This is a genomic window from Paenibacillus protaetiae (genome assembly GCF_004135365.1).
Classification (GTDB): Bacteria; Bacillota; Bacilli; order Paenibacillales; family Paenibacillaceae; genus Paenibacillus_AP; species Paenibacillus_AP protaetiae.
In genome coordinates, this window is the sequence record NZ_CP035492.1 from 3,016,209 (window position 1) to 3,040,000 (window position 23,792).

At 52.1% G+C, this 23,792-nt stretch carries 20 protein-coding genes, 6 tRNA genes, 1 rRNA gene and 2 pseudogenes (1 of these 29 only partly in view); 2 read left to right on the top strand and 27 right to left on the bottom strand.

What is annotated here, in order from left to right; genetic code table 11:
* Nucleotides 1-84 precede the first annotated feature (84 nt).
* The 3 genes from trxB to ET464_RS13895 all read right to left on the bottom strand — a co-directional run bounded on the left by trxB (nt 85) and on the right by ET464_RS13895 (nt 3,976).
* On the bottom strand, nt 85-1,038 hold the full coding sequence (trxB, locus tag ET464_RS13885; RefSeq protein WP_129441829.1) for a thioredoxin-disulfide reductase: 954 nt from the start codon (nt 1,036-1,038) through the stop codon (nt 85-87).
* 84 nt (nt 1,039-1,122) lie between these two features.
* A complete protein-coding gene (locus ET464_RS13890; RefSeq protein ID WP_129441832.1) occupies nt 1,123-2,877 on the bottom strand; it encodes a tetratricopeptide repeat protein in 1,755 nt (584 codons plus the stop codon).
* Nucleotides 2,878-3,025: 148 nt separating this feature from the next.
* Nucleotides 3,026-3,976 (bottom strand): ribose-phosphate diphosphokinase, encoded by a 951-nt coding sequence (locus ET464_RS13895; RefSeq protein WP_129441834.1) that lies wholly within the window; start codon nt 3,974-3,976, stop codon nt 3,026-3,028.
* 89 nt (nt 3,977-4,065) lie between these two features.
* Here ET464_RS13895 and ET464_RS13900 point away from each other — a divergent pair, with 89 nt between their 5' ends.
* Nucleotides 4,066-4,377 (top strand): hypothetical protein, encoded by a 312-nt coding sequence (locus tag ET464_RS13900; protein ID WP_129441836.1) that lies wholly within the window; start codon nt 4,066-4,068, stop codon nt 4,375-4,377.
* Nucleotides 4,378-4,450: 73 nt separating this feature from the next.
* Here ET464_RS13900 and hisIE read toward each other — a convergent pair whose 3' ends face one another.
* From hisIE to ET464_RS13985, 17 genes and pseudogenes are all read right to left on the bottom strand, one after another.
* Nucleotides 4,451-5,119, bottom strand: a complete 669-nt coding sequence (gene hisIE, locus ET464_RS13905) for a bifunctional phosphoribosyl-AMP cyclohydrolase/phosphoribosyl-ATP diphosphatase HisIE (protein WP_129441838.1) — start codon at nt 5,117-5,119, stop codon at nt 4,451-4,453.
* Complete coding sequence (gene hisF / locus ET464_RS13910; RefSeq protein ID WP_129441840.1) at nt 5,116-5,874, bottom strand: imidazole glycerol phosphate synthase subunit HisF; 759 nt, start codon at nt 5,872-5,874, stop codon at nt 5,116-5,118. The genes hisIE and hisF overlap by 4 nt, the downstream gene beginning before the upstream one ends.
* Before the next feature lie 16 nt (nt 5,875-5,890).
* Nucleotides 5,891-6,622: a 1-(5-phosphoribosyl)-5-[(5-phosphoribosylamino)methylideneamino]imidazole-4-carboxamide isomerase gene (hisA, locus tag ET464_RS13915; RefSeq protein WP_129441842.1), complete on the bottom strand. Its 732-nt coding sequence runs from the start codon at nt 6,620-6,622 to the stop codon at nt 5,891-5,893.
* A 14-nt stretch (nt 6,623-6,636) separates the two neighbouring features.
* Nucleotides 6,637-7,257 (bottom strand): imidazole glycerol phosphate synthase subunit HisH, encoded by a 621-nt coding sequence (gene hisH, locus ET464_RS13920; protein ID WP_129441844.1) that lies wholly within the window; start codon nt 7,255-7,257, stop codon nt 6,637-6,639.
* Nucleotides 7,258-7,857, bottom strand: a complete 600-nt coding sequence (gene hisB / locus ET464_RS13925) for an imidazoleglycerol-phosphate dehydratase HisB (protein WP_129441846.1) — start codon at nt 7,855-7,857, stop codon at nt 7,258-7,260.
* A 160-nt stretch (nt 7,858-8,017) separates the two neighbouring features.
* Nucleotides 8,018-9,306, bottom strand: a pseudogene (gene hisD / locus ET464_RS13930) (histidinol dehydrogenase).
* A 72-nt stretch (nt 9,307-9,378) separates the two neighbouring features.
* Complete coding sequence (gene hisG, locus ET464_RS13935) at nt 9,379-10,023, bottom strand: ATP phosphoribosyltransferase (RefSeq protein WP_129441848.1); 645 nt, start codon at nt 10,021-10,023, stop codon at nt 9,379-9,381.
* Nucleotides 10,016-11,236, bottom strand: a complete 1,221-nt coding sequence (locus ET464_RS13940; protein WP_129441850.1) for an ATP phosphoribosyltransferase regulatory subunit — start codon at nt 11,234-11,236, stop codon at nt 10,016-10,018. The genes hisG and ET464_RS13940 overlap by 8 nt, the downstream gene beginning before the upstream one ends.
* Before the next feature lie 197 nt (nt 11,237-11,433).
* Nucleotides 11,434-11,991, bottom strand: coding sequence for an acyltransferase (locus ET464_RS13945; RefSeq protein ID WP_129441852.1), 558 nt, complete (start codon nt 11,989-11,991; stop codon nt 11,434-11,436).
* A 6-nt stretch (nt 11,992-11,997) separates the two neighbouring features.
* Nucleotides 11,998-12,647: pseudogene (gene ppaX / locus ET464_RS13950) on the bottom strand (pyrophosphatase PpaX).
* A 34-nt stretch (nt 12,648-12,681) separates the two neighbouring features.
* The gene (lgt, locus tag ET464_RS13955; RefSeq protein WP_244226540.1) at nt 12,682-13,668 is read right to left on the bottom strand and encodes a prolipoprotein diacylglyceryl transferase; all 987 of its coding nucleotides are present in this window, start codon (nt 13,666-13,668) and stop codon (nt 12,682-12,684) included.
* Between the two features lie 22 nt (nt 13,669-13,690).
* The gene (gene hprK / locus ET464_RS13960) at nt 13,691-14,629 is read right to left on the bottom strand and encodes an HPr(Ser) kinase/phosphatase (protein ID WP_129441856.1); all 939 of its coding nucleotides are present in this window, start codon (nt 14,627-14,629) and stop codon (nt 13,691-13,693) included.
* A gap of 131 nt (nt 14,630-14,760) precedes the next feature.
* The gene (locus ET464_RS13965) at nt 14,761-16,164 is read right to left on the bottom strand and encodes a DUF4179 domain-containing protein (protein ID WP_129441858.1); all 1,404 of its coding nucleotides are present in this window, start codon (nt 16,162-16,164) and stop codon (nt 14,761-14,763) included.
* Entirely contained in the window at nt 16,154-16,723 is a 570-nt protein-coding gene (locus ET464_RS13970) for a sigma-70 family RNA polymerase sigma factor (protein WP_129441860.1), read from the bottom strand. Before ET464_RS13970 ends, ET464_RS13965 begins: the two co-directional genes overlap by 11 nt.
* A gap of 125 nt (nt 16,724-16,848) precedes the next feature.
* Entirely contained in the window at nt 16,849-17,970 is a 1,122-nt protein-coding gene (locus ET464_RS13975) for an ABC transporter ATP-binding protein (protein WP_129441862.1), read from the bottom strand.
* Nucleotides 17,971-18,060: 90 nt separating this feature from the next.
* A complete protein-coding gene (locus ET464_RS13980; RefSeq protein ID WP_129441864.1) occupies nt 18,061-19,179 on the bottom strand; it encodes a PucR family transcriptional regulator in 1,119 nt (372 codons plus the stop codon).
* A 71-nt stretch (nt 19,180-19,250) separates the two neighbouring features.
* Nucleotides 19,251-20,198, bottom strand: coding sequence for an MraY family glycosyltransferase (locus ET464_RS13985; protein ID WP_129441866.1), 948 nt, complete (start codon nt 20,196-20,198; stop codon nt 19,251-19,253).
* A gap of 163 nt (nt 20,199-20,361) precedes the next feature.
* Here ET464_RS13985 and ssuE point away from each other — a divergent pair, with 163 nt between their 5' ends.
* Entirely contained in the window at nt 20,362-20,913 is a 552-nt protein-coding gene (gene ssuE, locus ET464_RS13990) for an NADPH-dependent FMN reductase (RefSeq protein WP_129441868.1), read from the top strand.
* Nucleotides 20,914-21,161: 248 nt separating this feature from the next.
* Here the strand turns inward: ssuE and ET464_RS13995 are convergent.
* The 7 genes from ET464_RS13995 to ET464_RS14025 form a co-directional block, all read right to left on the bottom strand.
* A tRNA-Lys gene (locus ET464_RS13995) sits at nt 21,162-21,237 on the bottom strand.
* A gap of 13 nt (nt 21,238-21,250) precedes the next feature.
* Nucleotides 21,251-21,335, bottom strand: a tRNA-Tyr gene (locus ET464_RS14000).
* A 40-nt stretch (nt 21,336-21,375) separates the two neighbouring features.
* Nucleotides 21,376-21,451: transfer RNA gene (locus ET464_RS14005), tRNA-Phe, on the bottom strand.
* Between the two features lie 44 nt (nt 21,452-21,495).
* Nucleotides 21,496-21,572 (bottom strand) — tRNA-Asp (locus ET464_RS14010).
* A 9-nt stretch (nt 21,573-21,581) separates the two neighbouring features.
* Nucleotides 21,582-21,657: transfer RNA gene (locus ET464_RS14015), tRNA-Val, on the bottom strand.
* 10 nt (nt 21,658-21,667) lie between these two features.
* A tRNA-Met gene (locus ET464_RS14020) sits at nt 21,668-21,744 on the bottom strand.
* A 157-nt stretch (nt 21,745-21,901) separates the two neighbouring features.
* Nucleotides 21,902-23,792, bottom strand: a 23S ribosomal RNA gene (locus ET464_RS14025); it runs 1,067 nt beyond the window's last position.

Below are 23,792 nucleotides of genomic sequence, written 5' to 3' on the forward strand. Positions count from 1 at the left end.
CGGTGCTTGGTCAGCGTGAAAGCCCCTCGCAGTAGAGGGGCTTTCAGTCATGCTGCCAATATCACAAGCCTTTGCACAGTACCGTTATTGCGGCAGGCTTTCGCCCCAATCCTGGGTAATGCTGCCTTCCAGGAACTTCTCGCAGTCGAGGGCTGCCATACAGCCGCTGCCCGCTGCGGTAATCGCCTGGCGGTACTTGTTGTCCTGCACATCGCCGCAGGCAAACACGCCGGGGATGTTCGTCTCGCTGGAGCCGGGTTTCGTTCGAATATAGCCGTGCTCGTCCGTGTCGATCTGCCCGTTCAGGAAACCGGTATTTGGCGTATGGCCAATCGCGATAAACACGCCGCTCGTTTCGATCAGCTCTTCTTCGCCGGTTGCATTATTGCGGACTTTGAGGCCCGTTACACCCATTCCATTCGCTACCACTTCAAGCGGCGTCCGGTTCAGGGACCATACGATTTTGTCATTGCTTTTGGCGCGATCCTGCATAATCTTGGAAGCGCGCAGCTCATCGCGGCGGTTGACCAGCTCCACCTCAGTGGCAAACCGGGTCAGGAAGTTCGCTTCTTCCATCGCGGAGTCGCCGCCGCCGATGACGATAATTTTTTTGTTGCGGAAGAAAAAGCCGTCACAGGTCGCACAAGTGCTTACGCCGCGGCCAACGTTATCTTTTTCCCCCGGAATGCCCAAATATTTCGCCGAAGCGCCCGTCGAAATGATGAGCGATTCGCCTACAATTTCGCCTTGGCCTTCCACCTGCAGCTTGAACGGACGCTCGCTCAAATCAACACTGTTCACCCAGCCGGTAATAAACTTCGCGCCGAAACGTTCCGCCTGCTTGCGCATATTCGCCATCAGCTCGGGACCCATAATGCCTTCCGGGAATCCCGGGAAATTCTCCACTTCCGTTGTGGTCGTCAGCTGGCCGCCAGGCTCCGGACCTTCTATCACCAGCGGATTCATATTGGCGCGCGCCAAATAAATAGCTGCCGTAAGGCCGGATGGGCCGGTTCCGATAATAATGGATTTGTACATGGTGCAACCTCCTGTCGCGAAATACGGGTGTACAATGCTTGTCATTTATTTCGACATCCGCCAATAGCGGGAAACCGTCAAAACTTATTCCGTTTCGACCGTTTCCGCGTTAGCGAACACGGCGTTAGTAGTACGCATCTTCTCTCTAATACCGCAAATCTCGTCGATCCGTTTCACATTTTTGCTGACCGTAGTAATGGATACGCCGTATTTTTCCGCCACTTCATGGTACGAAATCGCTCTGCGGTGCATTTTGGCGGTCAAATATTCAAGCGCCGCCGCCCAGCTCTCCGGTTTCGCAAACCGTGGAATATCCGGGTGCAGACGGGACAGAAATTCGACCCAAAGCGTCATGAGATCATGCTGCTGCACCAAGTCGTAATGCTTATTCATGGAGGCTAACGCGATGTCGGCAATCTCCTGCCATTTCGCATCCCATACCGGCAGCTTGGAAGGCACGCGGTTCGGTTCGATCATAACCGGCCGCCCCTCCAAGACCGCTTCAAGCGGCTCCTGCACACCGATAATGCGCAGCACGAATATCGCGATCCGTTTCAGGTAATCGTCCTCTTCCGGCTCCAGCAAAAAGGCGCTCAGCACTTCTTTCACCTCATTGTCGGCAATCATGCCAAGCGCCTGAATCACTTGCAGCTTCGTATGGCGGTCGCCATGGCGAAGCGCCCAAAAAAAGGAGGAGCGCACCAGCGGGTCTCGTTTCAGATGATCGGGAATTCCGCCTTCAACCTGCTCCCAAAGCTTAAACTGCTCTTCAAACGGCAAATGATAATGATAACTGATCGGCGCAATGGACTCACCGCTGCGCACACGCTGCAGCTGCTCCAAGTAATAACGGGGGATGCCTGATGCCGAATCAATCTTCAGCGCTTGCCGCCACAGCCGTTCTGCTTCGTAATACCGGCCCGAATTGCACGCCGCGACCGCTGCGTAATGGAATAGGCTGGGATCCTGCTCCAGCTGCGCTTCCCTTAACAGCCGGTGGAACTGCCGGTATGCTGCAGCATGTTCTCCTAAGATGCCCATTGTCGTGGCCAGTTTAAACACATGTTCTTCATGGAACGGCTCGGTTTTTTTCAGCAAAGCCGTTAATGCCGCCAAGTTTTCCTTATCCCCGGCATGCTGGTAAAAAATCGCCAGGTTGCAAAGCGCATGCAGATTGCCCGGCTCGTTATCCAACGCCTCGCGGATCGTTTCCATCGCTTTGTCGAACATGCCCATATAATAAAAGGCAAGCGCCAAATTGTTGCGGGCCGCCATAAAATCCGGATGAGCAGCAATGATCTGCTCCAGCATCCGCACCGCTTCGGTAAACTTGCCTTCCTCCAGCATCGAACGGGCTTTATCATGTTCCGCGATACCCTCGCGCGATTTGATGCTTGCTACCCGTGTCGGCCGTTCCAGCTCATAATGGAACAGCTCCATCATCTCTTCTGCTTCATCCAGAAACTGGCCGTCCGCGTCTTCTTCTAAATATTGCACCAAAGCGCCTTCAGCCGCTTCATAATTTTCCATATTGGCAAAGTTGTTCGCCATATAAAAATGACATTCCGTCATAGTTGGGTCGAGTTCATCCACAATCCACTTCAATATCCGGTTCGACTCTTCATAATCGCCCATCTCAGACAAAATGCCGGCCATATTGCAATGGTTGACCGGATTATCAGGCTCGTATTCAACGGCGCGCCGGAAATACTTCAATGCCTTGTCATAATGATAGCGATCAAGCGACCGGACTGCTCTCTCGAAAAAGAACGTTGCGTCCCAGTGTATAGGTATGATGTTGGAATGTGACTCTGCGGCAGCACGTTTTTTCCCTGTCATTGTCACAAGGCACCTCCCGGACTTCCGATTTTTCTACGATTATACCATACACAACTTGTCCAAACACCCAAGAATATGTGGGAAAATCGCGGGTGGCATTTACCAGTCCGCGATTTTCCCTGTTGTTGCTTATTGAATTGCAGCTTGCTTATACGCCGTGGTTCTTGAACAGCGTGCTGATCGATCCGCCTTCGATAATGATGCGTGTAGACTCTGCGAGCAGCGGAGCTACCGACAGCACTTTAAAGCGGCCGGAACGGTTATCAGGCAAAGCGATGGAGTCCGTAACGATAACTTCATTTATACCCGGATGGTCTAAGCGCTCAAGAGCATTGCCGGAGAAAAGCGGGTGAGTCGCGCATACATATACTTCCTTCGCGCCGCGCTCGCGCAAGCTTTCGACGACATTGACAATTGTGGTGCCTGTATCGATCAGGTCCTCGATAATGATCGCGGTCTGCCCTTCCACATCGCCGATCACGTGTGTAATAACCGATTCATTATGGGCAGGACGCTTCTTGATCATGATCGCAAACGGAGAGTCCAAGTAGTTCGCAAGTTTCTCGGCCGTCGAAGCACGTCCGGCATCCGGCGATACGACAACCGGATTTTGAATGTTTTTGCTCTTCAGGTAGTCACTGATCAAATCAAGGCCGGTAAGATGATCTACAGGGATATTAAAGAAACCTTGAATAGCCGGAGCATGGAGGTCGATCGTAATAATCCGCGTAGCGCCAACCGTTGTCAGCACGTCTGCGACCATCTTCGCGGAAATTGGCTCCCGCGGCGCTGCTTTGCGTTCCTGGCGCGCATAACCGTAGTAAGGCATGATGACGTTAATCGTCTTGGCCGATGCCCGTTTTGCTGCGTCAATCATAACCAGAAGCTCAACGAAATGTTCGTTGATCGGATGTGAGAACGACTGAACCAGGAAGACGTCGCAGTTACGAATCGATTCTTCGTAATGGACATAGATTTCCCCGCTTTTAAAACGGGACATTTTGATGGAACCGAGCGAAACGCCCAACTCTCTACAGATGTCCTGTGCCAGTACCGGGTTGGACGAACCCGAAAAAATACGCAAATTGTCGCTTAACATGATACCCTCCTGAGCGAATTAAACCAATAATTTAGACGTTTATCCTATACAAGCCTGCAAGAAAACCGTGGTGTCAAGCCTTCCGGAGCTTGTTTTCATTCTTATTATACATCTTATTTGATATAACACAAAAAACGAATACGTACTATTTTTCGACAAATGCGGCGCTTTCTTTCGACAAGCGCTTGCGTGGCAGACCGATTGCGCCAAATTCCGTCCCTTTGCCGTTCAATAGCTCCCCGTTTCGCCGGGACGAAAAGCGTGAAGCGCCGCCTCGCATGGCAGCGCCTCGATCACGGCGCATCAAGACCAATCCCGCGCATCTGCGCAGCGCCGCCGCTGAAGAAGCGCGCCAGCGCTTCTCCAGCGGCTTCGTCAGCCTGCTTGCAGGCAAGCCATAAAAAAGCCCGGCGGAAGCCGATGCCATTAAGATAAGCTTTAACTTAATGGCATTGGGCCGGAGCCGGGAGCTTGCTATCTCATTTTGTTGGTCGTCGGCTTGCCGTGGCGCTCATCCAGCTCGCGCAGCAGCTCGTCGATGGACAAGCCGCGCTCGCGCAGCAGCACCATCAAGTGAAAAATAAGGTCGCTTGCTTCCATACGAAGCTCGTTGTTGTCCTTATTTTTCGCTGCGATAATGACTTCCGCCGATTCCTCGCCGACTTTTTTCAAAATTTTATCGACGCCCTTCTCGAACAGATACGTCGTGTACGAGCCTTCCGGGCGCTCCGCATAACGCTTCGCGATAATCGACTCCAGGCGTCCCAGCGCGCCAAAGCGGTCGCCTGCAGCTGCCTCTGCCGCCGCTTCGGACGATGAACCCGCCGTTTCGATCGGGTTAAAAAAGCAGCTGTAGCTGCCGGTATGACAAGCCGGCCCTTGCTGTTCTACGCGGACAAGCAGCGTATCGCCGTCGCAATCATACGCCATGGAGCGGATGCGCTGCTTATGGCCGCTGGTCGCTCCTTTATTCCACAATTCGCCGCGCGAACGGCTCCAGAACCAGGTCTCGCCTGTCTCAACCGATTTTGCCAGCGATTCCTTGTTCATATAGGCCATCATCAGCACTTCTTTGGTTAGATCGTCCTGCACGATAGCCGGTACAAGCCCCGCTTCGTCCCATTTAATTTGATCCGCTGTCATCGAATTTCCACTCCTTTGCTGCGCAAATCATCCTTCACTTCGGCAATGGTCATTTCCTTGTAATGGAATATAGTTGCCGCAAGCGCCGCATCCGCATGCGCTTCCTCAAACACGTCGTAGAAATGAGAAATCTGCCCCGCTCCGCCCGATGCGATAACCGGTATGCCAACCGAATCCGAAACGGCACGTGTCAGCTTCACGTCAAAGCCGTCCTTCGTGCCGTCCGCATCCATGCTCGTCAGCAAAATTTCGCCCGCGCCCAGGCGCTCCGCTTCGCGTACCCACTCCAGAACCTTCATGCCCGTCGTCTGGCGGCCGCCGTGCGTGTACACTTCCCACTCCTGCCACTCTTCGTTCCATTTGGCGTCAACCGCAACCACAATGCATTGCGAGCCAAATTTGCGCGCTCCCTCTTGAATCAGGCCCGGATTTTTGACCGCGGATGTATTGATCGCGATTTTGTCCGCGCCCGCCCGCAGCAGCCGCTTCATATCATCTACATGCGAGATGCCTCCGCCTACCGTAAACGGAATCGTAATCTCGCCTGCCGTACGCTTCACGACCTCCACCATCGTGGAACGCCCTTCATGCGAAGCCGAAATGTCCAAAAAGACAAGCTCGTCGGCGCCTTCCCGGTCGTAAGTTGCAGCAAGCTCAACCGGATCCCCGGCATCCCGGAGGTTAACGAAGTTAACCCCTTTGACGACTCTGCCGTCCTTTACGTCGAGGCAAGGAATAATACGTTTTGCCAGCATAAGGCACCCTCCTCCTCTACGCCAGACGCTGGATCGCGTCCGCCAGGTTGATGCTGCCCGTGTACAGCGCTTTGCCGACAATCGCGCCGGCTACGCCGTCCGCGCGGTGCTGCGCCAGCTTCACGAGATCGTCCATCACCGATACGCCGCCCGATGCAATGACGTTGCTGCGCGAGACGCGCGCCAGCTCCACGATCGCTTCCGTGTTCGGGCCTTTCATCATGCCGTCCCGCGAAATGTCGGTGAAAATAAACGTCGAAGCGCCTTGCGCCGCAAGCTCAACGGCAAGCTGCTCCGCCTTCACCTCGGAAGTTTCCAGCCAGCCGCGTGTTGCCACATAGCCGTTTCGCGCATCAATGCCAATCGCCACCTTGTCGCCGTAGCGCGCCAGCACCTTTTTCACGAATTCACGGTCCTCAATCGCAGCCGTACCCAAAATGACACGGGAGACGCCCAGCTCAATCAGCTTCTCGACATCCTCCATCGTGCGCAGTCCGCCGCCCACCTGCACCGGAACGTTAACCGACTTCGCAATCTGCCCGATCAGCTCGGCATTGGCCGGACGCCCCTCCTTTGCGCCATCCAGGTCGACGAGATGAATCCAAGCCGCGCCAGCTGCCTGCCAGTCTTTAGCCGCTGCAACAGGGCTGTCGTTATACACCGTCTCCTGATTGTAATCGCCTTGAATCAGGCGTACCGCTTTGCCGCCGCGAATGTCGATGGCCGGATATATGGTAAAAGTAGACATGATTCATCCTCCTGTTATAACTTCGACGTCGGTTCTCCCGTCAATGCAGCAAAATTGCTTAATAGCCGCATGCCGACTTCCCCGCTTTTTTCCGGGTGGAACTGCATCCCGTACACATTGCCTCTGCCAACGATAGCCGTTACCGGCTGGTAATAATTGGTGACCGCCAGCAGATCGGAAGCGAGCTCCGGCTTCACATGATACGAATGGACAAAATAAACATGGCCTTCGGCCAAATCGCGGAACAGCGGGCTGTCCTGGTTAAAAGCAAGACGGTTCCAGCCCATATGCGGCACCTTGTAGCCCCCTTCGAAGCGAACGACCTTGCCCGGCAGCAGCGACAGCCCTTCGTGTTTGCCGTATTCGTCGCTTTCGTCAAAAAGCAGCTGCATCCCGAGGCAAATGCCTAGCAGCGGCTTGCCGGATGCAGCGTATGCTTTCGTCACTTCATCGAGGCCGGTTGCCCGCAAATTGTCCATCGCGTCGCCATAAGCGCCTACGCCCGGCAAAATCGCGCCGTCGGCATTCCTAATAACCGCCGGATCGGCGGTTACAACCGCCTCATAGCCAAGGCGCTCCACCGCCTTGCTGACGCTGTGCAGGTTGCCCATGCCGTAATCGATGATCGCAATCATCTACAGCACCCCTTTCGTCGAAGGCACTCCTTGCACGCGAGGATCAATCGAAGTCGCTTCGTCCAGCGCACGGCCAAGCGCTTTGAACACCGCCTCGATCATGTGATGCGTATTGCGCCCATAGTGCACGATGACATGCAGCGTAACGCGTGCTTCCAGCGCCAGCTTCCACAGGAATTCATGCACCAGCTCGACTTGGAAGCTGCCGACCTGCGCCGACGGATATTCCGCCCGGTATTCAAAATGCGGCCGGTTGCTCACGTCGATAACGACTTGCGCCAGCGCTTCGTCCATCGGAACAAATACGCTTGCGTAACGTTTAATGCCTTTTTTGTCGCCAAGCGCTTCTCGCAGCGTTTGGCCGAGGCAAATGCCGATATCCTCTACCGTATGGTGATCGTCGATGTCGACGTCGCCCCGCGCTTCCACTTCCAGATTGAAGTGGCCGTGCTTCGCAAACAGGTCCAGCATATGATTGAGGAAAGGCACGTCCGTGTCGATTTTCACCTCGCCCGTTCCGTCTACTGCAAAAGCCAGCTTAATGTCCGTTTCATTTGTTTTGCGCGCTACCGATGCCTCGCGTGCTCGATTGTCCGCCATACTCCACACCTTGTCCTTTCTGTATTTACCTTATATATGCAGCCATTCATAAAGTTCGGCTTGCTGTAATACTTGAGCAGGCCAGCCAGGCAGTCAGGCAGTCCGGTCGCAGCTATGCCGCAAGCCGCAGAGCCGGCCGCTTCCGGCTCTGCTCGATTCATTATTGATGGCCTTCCTGCTCCAGCCGCACCTCGATGGCGCGGGCATGGCCTTCAAGCCCTTCATGGCGCGCCAGCGTCATAATTTTTTCGCCGTTTGCCAGAAGCGCCGCTTTGCTGTAATAGATCAAGCTCGATTTTTTCAGAAAATCGTCCACATTAACCGGCGAGGAAAACCGTGCCGTCCCGTTAGTCGGAATAATATGGTTGGGTCCGGCAAAATAATCGCCAACCGGCTCCGAGCTGTACGCGCCGAGGAAAATCGCGCCGGCGTTTTCGATCAAGCCAAGCAGGCTTGTTGGATCCGCCGTCATCAATTCCAAATGCTCCGGCGCCAGCCCGTTGACCACATCCGCTCCTGCTTCGATAGAATCAACTAGCAGCACCGCGCCGTAGTTGTCAATCGAGCTGCGCGCAATCGCTTCACGCGGCAAAACGGACAACTGGCGCTCCACTTCCGCCGCCACCGCTTCCGCAAGCGGCTGCGACGGCGTAATAAGAATGGCCGACGCCATCTCATCATGCTCCGCCTGCGACAGCAGATCGGCCGCCACATAAACCGGATTGGCCGTCTCGTCCGCCAGCACTACAATTTCGCTTGGTCCGGCGATGCTGTCAATATCGACAGCGCCAAATACGGCCCGCTTCGCCAGTGCTACGTAAATATTGCCCGGTCCGCAAATTTTATCGACCGGCTTGATCGACTCCGTTCCGTAAGCGAGCGCTGCAATCGCCTGCGCTCCGCCAACCTGGTACATTTCCTTCACGCCCGCTTCTGCGGCCGCGACCAGAATGTAAGGGTCAATACCGGCTTTGCCGCCGGTTGCCGGAGGCGTTACCATCACGATTTCCGGCACGCCCGCTACTTGCGCCGGAATGACGTTCATCAGCACGGAAGACGGGTAAGCCGCCTTGCCCCGGGCACATAAACGCCAACCCGCTTCAGCGGACGAAGGATTTGGCCAAGCTGCGTGCCGTCCGGCTGCAGATCGATCCATGAGTTGCGCATTTGCTTCTCATGGAATTTGCGAATATTGGCCGCCGCTTCCCGGATCGCTTCCAGGAACGCCGCATCCACCTTGTTGTATGCTGCCTGAATGTCCTCATCCGTTACCCGCAGCGCCTCTGCTTCCAGCTTCACCCGGTCGAACTTCTCCGTATAACGAAGCAGCGCAGCATCGCCTTCTTCGCGGATAGCTTCAACAATTTGCTTTACCGTTTCATTTTGCTCAGGGGAGCCGTACTCGACTTCCCGTTTTAAACCAAACTGCTCCGCGCGTATGATTTTCATTGTTTACCCCGCCTTTCCAATGCTTAAGCGGCGGCCAGCGTTCCGGCTAATGCCGCGCCAGCCTTCCGTTCCTTATACTTTCGCAGCGATAGCCGACTGCAGCCGGTCGCATAGGCCTTGTATCGCTTCATTTTTCATCCGGTAGCTGACCCGGTTTGCAATTAAACGGCTTGTAATGCCAAATATCTCTTTCATCTCAACCAATCCGTTCTCGCGGAGCGTTTGGCCCGTTTCCACCATATCGACGATGCGGTCGGCCAAGCCGATCAGCGGCGCAAGCTCGATGGAGCCGTTCAGCTTGATCACTTCAACCTGCTGCCCCTGCTCGCGAAAATATTGCGAAGCGACATTCGGGTATTTCGTCGCCACGCGGGGATGGATCGTTGGCTTCCAATCCGGCAGTCCGATAACGGACATCCGGCATTTGGCAATGCCAAGGTCCAGCAGCTCGTAGACGTCTTTGTCTTCCTCCATCAGCACGTCTTTGCCAACAACACCAATATCGGCTACGCCGTATTCCACATAAGTTGGCACATCAACCGGCTTCGCCATAATAAATTCCATGCCAACCTCCGGCAGCTCGATGACGAGCTTGCGCGTATCGTCGAAATCGGCCGGAATCGGCAGCCCCGCCGCCCGAAACAGCTTGGAGGCTTGCTTATAGATACGCCCCTTGGGCATCGCTACTTTTAATAAATCAGGCTTTGCGCTACTCATTGCTCGCCGCTTCCTTTCTTTTCTGCCCGTCAAACCTATGGAAATCGCTGTAGACGGTACCTCCATACTTATAACATCCGTTTGCTTGAACCGGCGGCGTGAAGCCGATGCCCATCCGCTCCGTCACGACCGTTACGCCTTCCGCGCGCAGCCGCTGCGCTTCGGCCAGCGCCTCCGCACGGCCCGCCCGGTCATAGGCGATAAGAACCCGCTCTCCCCCCGTGTCCTCTCCATACGACAACAGCTCCAGAATCCGGTTCGTCTTCATAGCGAAGCCGGTTGCCGGCGCTGGCCGGCCGAACTGCGACAGCAAATTATCATACCGGCCGCCGCTTGCAACCGGGAAACCGTGATCGGATGCGTATCCTTCAAACGTCATGCCTGTATAATACGAAAAATCGCCGATCATCGTCAGGTCAATCAGCACATGTTCGCTGACGCCGTATTCGACAAGCGCATCCCATACTTCGCACAAATGGCGGATCGATGCTTGTGCCGATTCATTGCTGCTCAGCTTCATGGCCTGCTCGCAAATTTCCTGACCGCCGCGCAAACGCAAAATGTACTCCAGCTCCTGCCGTACATGCTCCTCCAGCGACAGCTGGCGCAGCTGCTCACGGTAACCAACATAGTCACGGCCAAGCAGGCACGCTTTAAGCTGGCTTTGCTCTTCTTCTTGGTCCGGCAGCGTTTCGTCGAGCAGCCCTTTCAGGAAGCCGACATGCCCGATCGCGATTTTGAACCGGCTTACCCCGGCCGCTTTAAGCGAAGCGACGGCGAGTGCCACGATCTCCGCATCCGCTTCCGGCGACGGGTCGCCAACAAGCTCTACGCCTGTTTGGAAAAACTCGGCGTCTCTTCCCGCTTCCTCTTCAAACGCGCGGAAAATATTCGCATGATAAGACAATCGCAGCGGAAAATCCGTTGCTTTCAATAAAGACGAAACAACGCGCGCAATCGGCGCCGTCATATCTGAACGGAGCACCAGCGTTTGCCCGCGGTGATTCAGCAGTTTAAACAGTTTCGCGTCCGATGTGGAGCTGGCCACACCTACTGTATCGTAATACTCCAGCGTAGGAGTAATCATTTGCTCATATCCCCAACCGCTCATGCAGCTGAGCACATCCCGTTCGATCTGGCGCAGCTTCGCTACGGCATCCGGGAGGTAGTCTTTTAATCCGGTTGGTTTTTCAAACACTTTGGGCTTAGCCATTTATGTTCACCTTTCGTTTCACTTTAGTATATTAAAGCGATACCATGTTACCATGCTAACAAAATAAAGATTTAATATGAATGTTAGCACGCAGATAAAACATCGTCAAGCGGTACAGTTACTCTCATCGGCATTTTTCCAATATTTTTAAACGAACCTCTGTTCCGGGTATATAAACAAAACAAAAACCCGGTCCTTCATAAAGAACCGGGTTTGCTGAACGACTCTTGCAATGGCGGCTGGACTTCTTCCCCAGCCGGCCGCCTTCCTTCCGCGCTCTGTTTCCGAATGTCGCGAAGCGGATTGCCCCCTACAAAAGCATGCGCCGGAACACTCCGATGAACAACCGACCCTGCTGCAACAACAGCGTAATCGCCAATGGTAACGCCGGGCAATATGGTTGAATTGGCTCCAATCATGACATTGGAGCCGATAATGACATCACCCAGCCGGTATTCCTGAATTAAATACTCATGAGCCAATATCGTCGTGTTATACCCGATAATCGTATTGTGCCCGACGCGAATCCGTTCCGGAAAAAAAACATCGGGCATGACCATAAGCGCAAATGCAGTATCTTTGCCGATCTTCATGCCGACTGAACGGTACAGCATGTTTTTCAGCGGTAAAATCGGGCAGTATCTGGCGAGCTGAATCAGAATGAAATTGCGGATTCCTTTCCAGGGGCTGACCGTGCGGTAAATTTGCCGCAGCGAATTCGTGCCCTCTACCGGATAGCGTTCAACATTGCGCACGTTTGTCTACCGCTCCAATCCAACGAATGCGTACAGATCGCGCATATCGTGAATAATATGCTGCGCCCCGCTATCTCGCAGCAGCTGCTCTCCCTTCAAAGACCAGGCAACGCCAACCGGAATCGTTCCGGCAGCAGCCGCAGACGCAATATCTACTTTGCTGTCACCTACCATCATCGTGGTAGCCGGATCGGCTCCTAGCAGCTTAATCGCTGCAAGCACCGGTTCCGGATGCGGCTTCGGATTCGTAACATCATCTATCGTAACAATTGCATCCACTACATCGCTCACTCCGATAAAGCGAAGCCCTTTTTCGGTCGTCAGTCTGATCTTGGTCGTGACCACGCCAATCTGAATGCCGTTATCGTGCAGCCGCCGCAGCACTTCCTCTACATGCGGGAACGGCTGTACCAGCTCATCATGCAGCCGCAAATTTATTTCCCGGTAAGAAGCCACGAGATGCGATACTTCCTCCAGCCCGGAAAAATAACGAAGCTGATGTTCAAGCGGCTCCCCATGCTTGGAATAATATGCTCTCGCGAGAAGCCTTCCGGCGCTACATCTTTCAGCGCTTCGAGAAAGGTACGGATAATCAGCTCGTTCGTATCCAATATCGTACCGTCCAAATCAAACAATATTGTACGGATGTTAGTCATAGATGCCCATCTCCTTCCAATACTCCGCTATCATTTACTCCGTCTTTGCTGGAACATCAGCAGAAGTATTTGCCGGATTGCCTCCGTTAGCGTCATTTACGTTTTGGCGGGTTGAAACAATCGGGTCCAAATAACGCTCCGACGCCCAGCCGTTTACGCGGCGGATAACGATAAAAACGATAGCCGCAATAACTAGCAGCAGCGCAAGCAGCTGCGAAATCCGGATGTTGCCGTACACCGGATCCAGATAACCTTGTTCGAATACAATCGTCATCGGCGACCACAATGCATCCATCAGCGATGCCAGCCAGTCCGGCCCTTGATAAGCCAGGCTGTCCGTGCGGAGCGCTTCGATAAAGAAACGGCCGATCGAATACCAGATAAAATAGCTGGCTACAAGCTCGCCGGCACGCAAAAACCGCTGACGGCGCAGCACGAGTAAAATAATAAGCCCTACCAAATTCCAAAGCGATTCATACAGAAACGTCGGATGATGGTAAACGCCTTCCACATTCATTTGATTAACGATAAAATCAGGCAAATGGAGCGTATGGCGCAGGAAGTGTTCGGACACCTCGCCGCCGTAGGCTTCCTGGTTCATAAAATTGCCCCAGCGGCCAATAAGCTGGCCGGCAATGAGGGACGGAGCGCAAATATCGGCTATCCGCCAAAAGCGATACCCTTTGTAACGGAAATAGAAGAAGCCGCATATGAAAGCGCCGATTAAAGCGCCGTAGATGGCGATACCGCCTTCCCATATTTTAAAAATATCAAGCGGACGGTCTTTATAGTCATTCCACATAAAACCTACATAATACAGCCGTGCGCCAATAATCGCGGAAGGGACTCCAAGCAGCAGCAAATCCATAAAGAAATCCGGATTGATTTTGAACCGTTTGCCCTCTTGTACCGCAAGCAGCAGGCCGACCAGGGCGGCCGTTCCTAAAATAATGCCGTACCACCGTACTTCCAGGGAACCTAACGAGAAGGCTACCGGATTAATGAGAAGTGGCAAATTCATGTTCTGCATTCTCCTTTATTTATCAATCGTAATCGTCAATATCGTCCGCGATCGTTTCCGTCAGCTTATTCGTGAACTGCAATGCGGCATTGTAGCCCATTCGCTTCAGACGGAAATTCATCGCGCCAACCTCAATGATAACCGCAAGGTTTCGTCCGGGACGAACCGGTACGGTAAGCAGCGGAATATCGGTATCGATAATGCGCGTCGTTTCTTCATCCAGCCCGAGGCGGTCGTATTGCTTGTCTTGCTGCCAGTTTTCCAGCTTCACGACAAGAGTAATCCGTTTCTGGTTGCGAATCGCCCCTGCACCGAACAAAGTCATCGCATTAATGATGCCGAGACCGCGGATTTCCAGCAGGTGGCGGATAAGCTCGGGAGCGCTGCCGTACAGCTGGCCGTCGGACGTTTGGCGGATTTCGACCGCATCGTCCGCCACAAGGCGATGGCCGCGTTTGACCAGCTCAAGTGCTGTTTCGCTTTTACCGATGCCGCTGCCTCCCGTAATCAGGATGCCGGAGCCGTATACATCGACCAGCACGCCATGAATAGTAGCCGTTGGAGCCAGCTTTTTCTCCAGGAAATCTGTCAGCCGGCTTTGCAAAATCGTCGTTGCCGCTTGGCTGCGCAATACCGGAATTTGCCGCTGGCTGGAGTATTCGATTAACTCCGCAGGAGGCTCCAAGCCTCTCGTAATAATAATGCAAGGCGTCTCGTCATGGCATAGCCGCTCCAGACGGAACTTGCGCTCCTCACTTGTTAAAGTGGAAATAAAAGAAATTTCAGTTTTTCCCAGCAGCTGAACGCGTTCAATCGGGTGATAATCGAAGTAGCCAGCCATTTCAAGTCCGGGACGGTACAAATCATCTACAGATATAGCACGTTTCAAGCCGTCTTCACCGGACAAGATTTCCAGCTGGAATTGGTGGACAAGCTCGGATACCTTTACTTTTTTAGCCACACCCAGACCTCCTTTACGCTGTATGCTTGCTAAGCCGAGCGTGCGAGCATTCATTTTTTCCAATGCTTTCATCGTAAATGAAAAAGACGCCAAACGCAACGTTTCTGCCATTGCGGGCGTCTCTTTCCTGTTTATTTTATCGGAAGCTCCACATTTTGCAGCACATAACCCGGGTACTGATAAACATCAAACGTAAGCGGCTGCTTATAGTCCTCCTTGGGAATCGTGTAATATACGCGGGTTTCCCCACTGCCGGCACTCTGCCTCCATACGGAATGAACCCCTTTAGGCTGTATCATCGAATATCTGCGACCCGCTCCGTCATAAAATGGCACTTGATCCTGAAACATCGTAAATCCGTAATGAAGCTCAGGCCCCATTAGATCGCTGATCAGAAAGGTGAGCTCGATCCCTTCGTTCGTTGGCACAGCCAATTCCAGCCTCATCCGCTTGTCAGGTGCCGCCAGCGTTTCAAGTGTATCCGTATTCACGGTTAACTTTTGATTTTTATCGGATAATAGTAGCCCGTCTGTCTCAAAGGTCAGATGCTTCGCTTTCGTAAAAAAGCTGCTTTGGAACTGCATTGAAAACTGTTCATCGCCGGCTGTGCCAAAGCCGTTTGTAAATGGCATCATGCGGCCTTTTTCGTCAACTATACGGGCATCAATAAAGGAATTCGGCTGCTTGCTGTTTGCCGGATCATTATGAAATACAAGCGTCGTGCGCAGCGGTGTAATAACCGCTTTTTCAATCTCGAACCGCTGGCCGGCTATTTCAAAAAACCGATGAAGCATAACGGTTTCCTCCAAATGGTCAAACCGCTCATGGTCAATTGGAAAATCCGCCTCCAGCCATTGACCCATCACTTTAACACGAAACCGGATTTGATCGGGAACCGGCTTCCCCGTTTCCATCATCACGTCTATTGTTTTATATTGAGTAAGTTCTGTTGAACCAGTCGTATCACCATAAACATCCGATGCTATCATACCCTGAATCTCCTCGTTATCACCATCCAGCAGCTGAAAGTCCTCTACGGATGGAAGCTTATCAGATGTCACTCCTGCCACAGAATATAAAAGTACAAACCGCTGATTGTCCGCAATCACACCGTGAACAGTCAGGGTGTATCCGCCTTTATGGTCGCTGACATTAACCGACTGGACAAAGTCCTCGTCAATAGCCTGCTTCAGCGAGTTATCACTGGCCAACAGCTGGACAAAGCTTTTTAACCCGGGAATTTCACGAAGCGCCGCTGCAAATGCCGGAGATACGTGAACAGCTGTTGCAAACAGGACAAAAGCGCATATGGCCGCGGCAATCGGCAGCAATGCTTTACTCCGATGAATGGAACGATTCATGCTCTGGCCTTGTTTCATCCCTGCAACAATGGCATGATCCAGCTTATTGTCATCCAAGCTGTTGATTGCCAGCTCCATGCACTGTTTATCTATAAGTTGTTGTTCATCTATCTCATCGCCCTGCACCGTATATTCGTCCTTATGCTCCCCGCCGTTTAGGCCGTTATGTTTCAAGTCTGTTCACCTCCGCAACCATCTCCGGATTCGTTGCCGCCATTTGTTTCCTCATTCTTTTTAACGCTTTATGAAGCCAGGTTTTAATGGAACCTTCCGGCTTGCCCATTAAGGCGGCTATTTCAGTCAGCGTCATATCCCGGTAATATTTCAGCGTAACGACCATTCTTTGCTCCGGCGGCAATTGCTGCAGCATCATGGTCATATCAAGCCGTTCTGTCGAATGCTGCTGCATCCTATCTTCCGCTTCAGCAGACTTGTCATAAAATGAATTCGGCCATTCGACAATCATTTCACGTTTTCGTTTGCGTTTCTCATCTATACATACACGGATCAGGATGCGCATCATCCATGTTGAAAATAATTTCGGGTCGCGCAGCGATTTGCGTTTCAGCCATACACGGCATACCGTCTCCTGTATCGCTTCCAGCGCATCGCTTTCGCTTCTCATATACGAATAAGCAATCGCATACATTTGGCGTTTATCGACTTGTATCCGTTTCAGCAGCGCATCCTCATCGCCGCGCAAAGCCGCTTCGGCCAATTGGTCCCGTTCCATGCTTCACCTCCCGCCTTTTCACAATATTAGACGCACGAAACGCGAAAACGGTTTTTGCTGTTAAGCAAAATAAAAAACCGCACTCAGCCATCAAATGGCCAAGTGCGGTTTGCAATCGAAGTGGATTAAACTTCGAATACGTTTTGTTCGGATTCTTTGTCGAAGATGTGTGCTTTGTTCATGTCCAGTGCAAGCTTAACGTTTGCACCGTCACGAAGCGTCGAGCGGCCGTCAACACGAGCGATAACTGTGTCAGTGCCGATACCGTTCAGGTACAGGTACATTTCATGACCAAGGTTTTCCGCTACTTCTACGTGAGCGTTCACGATTGTGTTAGGCGATGCTTCCATGAATACCGGCTCTTCATGAAGATCTTCCGGGCGAATGCCGAGAATAACTTCTTTGCCGATGTAACCTTTGGAGCGAAGCGTAGCTGCGCGGCCTTCAGGTACAACGACGTCGATGCCGGATGCTTTAAAGCGGAGCGTACCGCCGGACTCTGTCAGCGAACCAGTGATGAAGTTCATCGAAGGAGCGCCAATAAAGCCTGCTACGAAAATGTTGATTGGGTGGTTGTACAGTTGTTCCGGCGTATCCACTTGTTGAATAAAGCCGTCTTTCATAACAACGATACGGTCGCCCATCGTCATAGCTTCGATCTGGTCATGTGTTACATAGATCGTTGTTGTTTCAAGGCGTTTTGTCAGTTTGCTGATTTCCGCGCGCATTTGACCGCGAAGTTTAGCATCCAAGTTGGAAAGAGGTTCGTCCATCAAGAATACTTGCGGTTCACGGACGATAGCGCGGCCCAAGGCAACGCGTTGGCGTTGACCACCGGACAGAGCTTTCGGTTTGCGGTCCAGCAAATGTTCGATATCAAGAATTTTAGCGGCTTCACGAACGCGTTTGTCGATGTCCGCTTTTTTGAATTTGCGAAGTTTAAGACCAAAAGCCATGTTTTGGTATACGTTCATGTGCGGATACAACGCGTAGGATTGGAATACCATCGCGATGTCGCGGTCTTTAGGAGCTACGTCGTTCACAAGACGGTCGCCGATAAACAATTTACCTTCCGAAATTTCTTCAAGACCTGCAATCATACGAAGCGTGGTCGATTTACCGCAACCGGATGGACCAACCAATACGAGAAATTCCTTATCCTTGATATCAAGGTTAACGTCAGTTACCGAAGCTTTGTCGGAACCTGGGTATTTTTTGAAGATATGTTCTAAGCGTACGCCTGCCATGTGAATGCTCCCCCTATACGAGTTATTTCGTTATGTACCTATATTAGCCCACATGTAAGCGTTTGACTATGCACAAACCTTACAAAAAAATTATATGCTTTTCGTCACTTTGTACAATAGTAATATAATTTTGACAAGTACGGCATCCCGGAACAGCCTTACATCCAGGCCTGTCTCGTTTTTCAGCTTATCCAGCCGGTAGAGCAGCGTATTGCGGTGAATATACAGCTTTTTTGCTGTCTCGCTCACATTGCAGTCGAGGGCAAAAAAAGTTTCCAGCGTCGTCAGCATCTCAGCTTCCAGAAACAAGTCCGTCCGTTTTAGCGCCTGCTCCAAAAAACGAACGCGCATATTTTCCGGAATGCTGTTTAAAATCCGCTCCAGATTCAGCATCCACGGAAGGTGGATATTAGACCCGACTTGAAATTTGCGGCCCAAGTTAATCGTTTCACGGAGCAGAATGGCCGTTTCAACCATGCCTTTGGCCGGGACAACGGGATAAGACACAGCAAGGTGGCAATCGCCGATCCATTCGCTGGTCAGCATGTCATGCAGACCGGAGCAGATCGAAGCCAGCGTATCCTCCACCGTCTCCTCCATTTCTTCCTTCAGCTCCGAGTCGGCGTCCTTGAGCAGCGAGGAAGGGCCCCAAATAAGCCATTCGCACGTATCCATCGGGATAAGCAAAATATCTTCGCCAAGGAAAGAAGTGAGCAGCTTCTCCAATTCCGCAAAAGAGGTTTGTTTCGTATTCGAATATTCGGTTATAAGCAAGAATGGGATCATTTCCGCAAAGAGCCTTCCGCCGTTGGTCAAATGGTCGGGAAGCGAAAAAACCGGCTCTTCCGCACGCAGCTGCGCAAGCAGCCATTCGCTGATTTTAAGCGCAGCGGACTCCGTCTCCGATACGGATTTCTTTTTCGACACTTTGCTGGCGTACAAGCGGATCGTCCAGCTGATCAATTCCTTTTCCGTTTCGTTCAAATCAGCTTGCTGCACTTCCAGTGCATCAATCACATCCGGATGGACTTGAACGACAAACCGGATCGTTTCATCCCGTTCTAGCCGTTGTCCTTCCGCGGGAGCCGAGTATTGCGCACTCGCTTCAATAGACAGGTCGTTCCATACCGCCAGCGGAAAAGTGACAATACGAATAGGACGGTTTAAAATGCTCTGCAGCGGCTGCAGCCACTCTGTCGTGCTGGTCATAACCATGCTCCTATCTCCCGCTCTCAACCACCGAGCGTTTTTCGTCATTGTACCATAGAGCGGGGAGAAGTTCAGCCTGTTGTAAGCAGCAGCAAAATCGACAGCAGTGAAAACAAGGCCGCAATTAAATAAAGAAACGATACTGTCTGCACCTGATTAAGCCCCCAGCGCATTAACGTATGATGCGTATGCATTTTATCCGCTACATGCAGCCCTTTGCCGGCGATCAGGCGCCGGATCATCACAATGGCCGTATCCATAATCGGCAGGCCAAGCGCCAGCAGCGGAACAAGCACCGTGACGAAAGTTGCCTTTTTAAACGCGCCGTCAACCGCCACAACCGCTAGCGTATAACCTAAAAAAGTCGCCCCAGCGTCTCCCATAAAAATCCGCGCCGGATAAAAGTTATATGCCAAAAACCCGATGCTTGCTCCTCCAAGGCTTGCCGCTACCAGCGCCGTATCATTTTGCCCCTTCACCAGTGCGGCGATAAGCAGCGTAAAAGCGGCTAATGTACAGACGCCGGATGCAAGTCCGTCCACACCGTCAATAAAGTTGATCATATTGATGAGAGCAAATATCCAGAAGAACGTTGCTATCGCCGAAACCCATTCCGGAAAGCTGATATATATGCCCGAAGCCGGGTTGCGTATACCCATGATTTGAATATCGTAAATTAAAGGGAAAGCCGCCACCGCGGCATAAAAAATGACTCGAGGCCAAACGGGGAAATCGCGTCCTTTGGACTTGAATGCGTCGTCCATTAAACCGATAATAACGAGCACGCCGCCGCCAATCAATATCGTAATGCTAAGCGGCTCCAGGCCAAGAAAACTGACGATGGCGATACAGCAGCTTAAATAAATGGCCGTACCGCCCATAAGCGGAATCGGTTTGCGGTGGATTTTGCGCTTATTGGGCTGGTCTACAAAGCCAAGCTTTAGCGCCAGCGAGCGAAATAACGGCACGAATAATACGGATAATACCAAGCTGCATATTGCCGCCAACCAATAGATCATGATGTACTCGCCCCTTTTGAATTCATGTTCACATTGTTCCCTTTTATCGTTAAAATACAAGAGAAAGAAGCAATAATATCATTTGACGGAATGACAAAATTTGTGTTAGGATCAATTCATAGTTATTTCATCGGATTAGTATAAAAATAGGAGTGTGCAAACCATGTCCAAAGCCGTCATTATTTCCGGCAGTCCAAATGCCAGCTCCCGCCTGAATGGACTTATTCAGTATGTGGAGCAACAGTTGTCCGACTTCAATATTTCGGTTGAACTCATCACAGTAGCTTCATTGCCGCCGGAGGATCTGATCTACACAAATTTCAGCAGTCCTGCCATTGTTGCGGCCAACCAGCTGGTCGCTGAAGCAGATGCCGTCATTATTGCAAGTCCGGTATACAAAGCTTCATATACAGGCGTGCTTAAAACATTTATCGATCTGATCCCGGAAAAAGGATTTGCTGGCAAGGTTATTGCACCGCTGTTTATTGGCGGCTCCAGCGCCCATCTGCTGTCGATGGACTATTCGCTTAAACCGGTGGCTTCCGCACTCGGAGCGCGAATATTCGCTAGCGGCGTATATGCCATTGATAAACAAATTGAACGGACGACTTCGGATGACGGGCAATTTCTGTTTAACGTACAGGAAGAATTAAAAGACCGGCTTCATGCGACAGCCGCCGAAATTGCAGAAGAACTCCGGCTGCGCAGCAAATAAATACGATTTTAACGACTGCTTCTATTCATTATTGTCTCTTCAAACAGCAAAGCAATGGAATAACTGCACTTCCGCATTTATTGATTCAATTATCAAACATAAACGCCGGCCTGCCACAAGTAATTGATTAGGCAGACCGGCGTTTATTTGTTTTCATGAAATCATCGCCGATAAATAAATCGCAATAAAATAAAAAAACCGGATGCTATACAGCAACCGGATTGGTTTACGTATTATGTTGGTAAAAATGGTGAGCCATGAAGGACTCGAACCTTCGACACCCTGATTAAAAGTCAGGTGCTCTACCAACTGAGCTAATGGCTCTCAATAAAATTAATGGTGGAGGGCGATGGATTCGAACCACCGAACTCAGAGAGAGCAGATTTACAGTCTGCCGTGTTTAGCCACTTCACTAGCCCTCCACAATATGCATTTCACGCGCCATTAACGCTTAGAAATGAATGGTGGCTCGGGACGGAATCGAACCGCCGACACGAGGATTTTCAGTCCTCTGCTCTACCGACTGAGCTACCGAGCCATTCTTGAACTATAATTGCGCATTTTTCCCGATTAAAGAAAAAATGGCGGAGCTGACGGGATTCGAACCCGCGGTCTCCTGCGTGACAGGCAGGCATGTTAGGCCTCTACACCACAGCTCCGTATTGTAATGGTGGAGGGTGAGGGGATCGAACCCCCGACCCTCTGCTTGTAAGGCAGATGCTCTCCCAGCTGAGCTAACCCTCCAGGGAATGTATGGTAGCGGCAGAGGGGATCGAACCCCCGACCTCACGGGTATGAACCGTACGCTCTAGCCAGCTGAGCTATGCCGCCACGCTTGTCCCCAATTCGGGGATCATAAATCAGGAAATGGCATCGCCAAATGCCAAGTTCCAAGTTTACCTTAGTCATACACTTGGTATGTTCTACAGTAAATTTGCAACCCTGAAAACTGGATGCGAAAGGTGATGCAATGTACTTTAGCTTGATTTAGGATAAGCCCTCGACCGATTAGTATTCGTCAGCTGCACGCATTGCTGCGCTTCCACCCCGAACCTATCCACCTCGTCGTCTACAAGGGGTCTTACATACTGGGAAATCTCATCTTGAGGGGGCTTCACGCTTAGATGCTTTCAGCGCTTATCCCGTCCGTACATAGCTACCCAGCGGTGCTCCTGGCGGAACAACTGGTACACCAGCGGTACGTCCATCCCGGTCCTCTCGTACTAAGGACAGCTCCTCTCAAATTTCCTACGCCCACGACAGATAGGGACCGAACTGTCTCACGACGTTCTGAACCCAGCTCGCGTACCGCTTTAATGGGCGAACAGCCCAACCCTTGGGACCTACTTCAGCCCCAGGATGCGATGAGCCGACATCGAGGTGCCAAACCTCCCCGTCGATGTGGACTCTTGGGGGAGATAAGCCTGTTATCCCCAGGGTAGCTTTTATCCGTTGAGCGATGGCCCTTCCATGCGGTACCACCGGATCACTAAGCCCGACTTTCGTCCCTGCTCGACTTGTTGGTCTCGCAGTCAAGCTCCCTTATGCCTTTGCACTCTCCGAATGATTTCCAACCATTCTGAGGGAACCTTTGGGCGCCTCCGTTACTTTTTAGGAGGCGACCGCCCCAGTCAAACTGCCCGCCTGACACGGTCCCCCTACCGGATTCACGGTAGCGGGTTAGAACTCCGATACGATCAGGGTGGTATCCCAACGTCGCCTCCACACAAGCTGGCGCTCATGCTTCCCAGGCTCCCACCTATCCTGTACAGATCGTACCAAAGTCCAATATCAAGCTGCAGTAAAGCTCCATGGGGTCTTTCCGTCTTGTCGCGGGTAACCTGCATCTTCACAGGTATTAAAATTTCACCGGATCTCTCGTTGAGACAGCGCCCAAGTCGTTACGCCATTCGTGCGGGTCAGAATTTACCTGACAAGGAATTTCGCTACCTTAGGACCGTTATAGTTACGGCCGCCGTTTACTGGGGCTTCGGTTCACAGCTTCGGGACTACTCCCTAACCGCTCCCCTTAACCTTCCAGCACCGGGCAGGCGTCAGCCCGTATACTTCGCCTTGCGGCTTCGCACAGACCTGTGTTTTTGCTAAACAGTCGCTTGGGCCTTTTCACTGCGGCCCCTCGGGCTATTCACCCTACCGAGGCACCCCTTCTCCCGAAGTTACGGGGTCATTTTGCCGAGTTCCTTAACGAGAGTTACTCCGCGCGCCTTAGCATGCTCTGCTCGCCTACCTGTGTCGGTTTGCGGTACGGGCACCTTCACCTGGCTAGAGGCTTTTCTCGGCAGCCGGAGATCATGACCTTCGGTACTCTAAATTTCCCTCCCCATCACAGCCCAGCCTTTCGATGTGCGGATTTGCCTACACATCAGCCTCACTGCTTGGACGGACTATTCCATCAGTCCGCGTCACTACCCTTCTGCGTCACCCCATTGCTCATAACGGTTTACGGTGGTACAGGAATTTCAACCTGTTGTCCTTCCACTACGCCTTTCGGCCTCGCGTTAGGTCCCGACTTACCCTGAGCGGACGAGCCTTCCTCAGGAAACCTTAGGCTTTCGGCGGACAAGATTCTCACTTGTCTTTTCGTTACTCATACCGGCATTCTCACTTGTATACTGTCCACCAGTCCTTACGGTCTGACTTCAACCTATATACAACGCTCCCCTACCCCTAACACTTCTTAAAAGTGTAAGCCATAGCTTCGGTGGTGTGTTTAGCCCCGTTACATTTTCGGCGCAGAGTCACTCGACCAGTGAGCTATTACGCACTCTTTAAATGGTGGCTGCTTCTAAGCCAACATCCTGGTTGTCTTTGCAACTCCACATCCTTTCCCACTTAACACACACTTGGGGACCTTAGCT

Coding starts and splice junctions, on each gene's coding strand:
- hisB (WP_129441846.1), bottom strand. CDS start 7,857: ATGGCGGACAATCGAGCACGCGAGGCATCGGTAGCGCGCAAAACAAAT.
- lgt (WP_244226540.1), bottom strand. CDS start 13,668: ATGAATTTGCCACTTCTCATTAATCCGGTAGCCTTCTCGTTAGGTTCC.
- hisIE (WP_129441838.1), bottom strand. CDS start 5,119: ATGACAGCGGATCAAATTAAATGGGACGAAGCGGGGCTTGTACCGGCT.
- ET464_RS13895 (WP_129441834.1), bottom strand. CDS start 3,976: ATGTTAAGCGACAATTTGCGTATTTTTTCGGGTTCGTCCAACCCGGTA.
- ET464_RS13970 (WP_129441860.1), bottom strand. CDS start 16,723: ATGGAACGGGACCAATTGGCCGAAGCGGCTTTGCGCGGCGATGAGGAT.
- hisF (WP_129441840.1), bottom strand. CDS start 5,874: ATGCTGGCAAAACGTATTATTCCTTGCCTCGACGTAAAGGACGGCAGA.
- ET464_RS13890 (WP_129441832.1), bottom strand. CDS start 2,877: ATGACAGGGAAAAAACGTGCTGCCGCAGAGTCACATTCCAACATCATA.
- ET464_RS13985 (WP_129441866.1), bottom strand. CDS start 20,198: ATGATCTATTGGTTGGCGGCAATATGCAGCTTGGTATTATCCGTATTA.
- hisA (WP_129441842.1), bottom strand. CDS start 6,622: ATGTCTACTTTTACCATATATCCGGCCATCGACATTCGCGGCGGCAAA.
- ET464_RS13980 (WP_129441864.1), bottom strand. CDS start 19,179: ATGACCAGCACGACAGAGTGGCTGCAGCCGCTGCAGAGCATTTTAAAC.
- hisG (WP_129441848.1), bottom strand. CDS start 10,023: ATGAGTAGCGCAAAGCCTGATTTATTAAAAGTAGCGATGCCCAAGGGG.
- ET464_RS13975 (WP_129441862.1), bottom strand. CDS start 17,970: ATGGCAGGCGTACGCTTAGAACATATCTTCAAAAAATACCCAGGTTCC.
- trxB (WP_129441829.1), bottom strand. CDS start 1,038: ATGTACAAATCCATTATTATCGGAACCGGCCCATCCGGCCTTACGGCA.
- hisH (WP_129441844.1), bottom strand. CDS start 7,257: ATGATTGCGATCATCGATTACGGCATGGGCAACCTGCACAGCGTCAGC.
- ssuE (WP_129441868.1), top strand. CDS start 20,362: ATGTCCAAAGCCGTCATTATTTCCGGCAGTCCAAATGCCAGCTCCCGC.
- ET464_RS13940 (WP_129441850.1), bottom strand. CDS start 11,236: ATGGCTAAGCCCAAAGTGTTTGAAAAACCAACCGGATTAAAAGACTAC.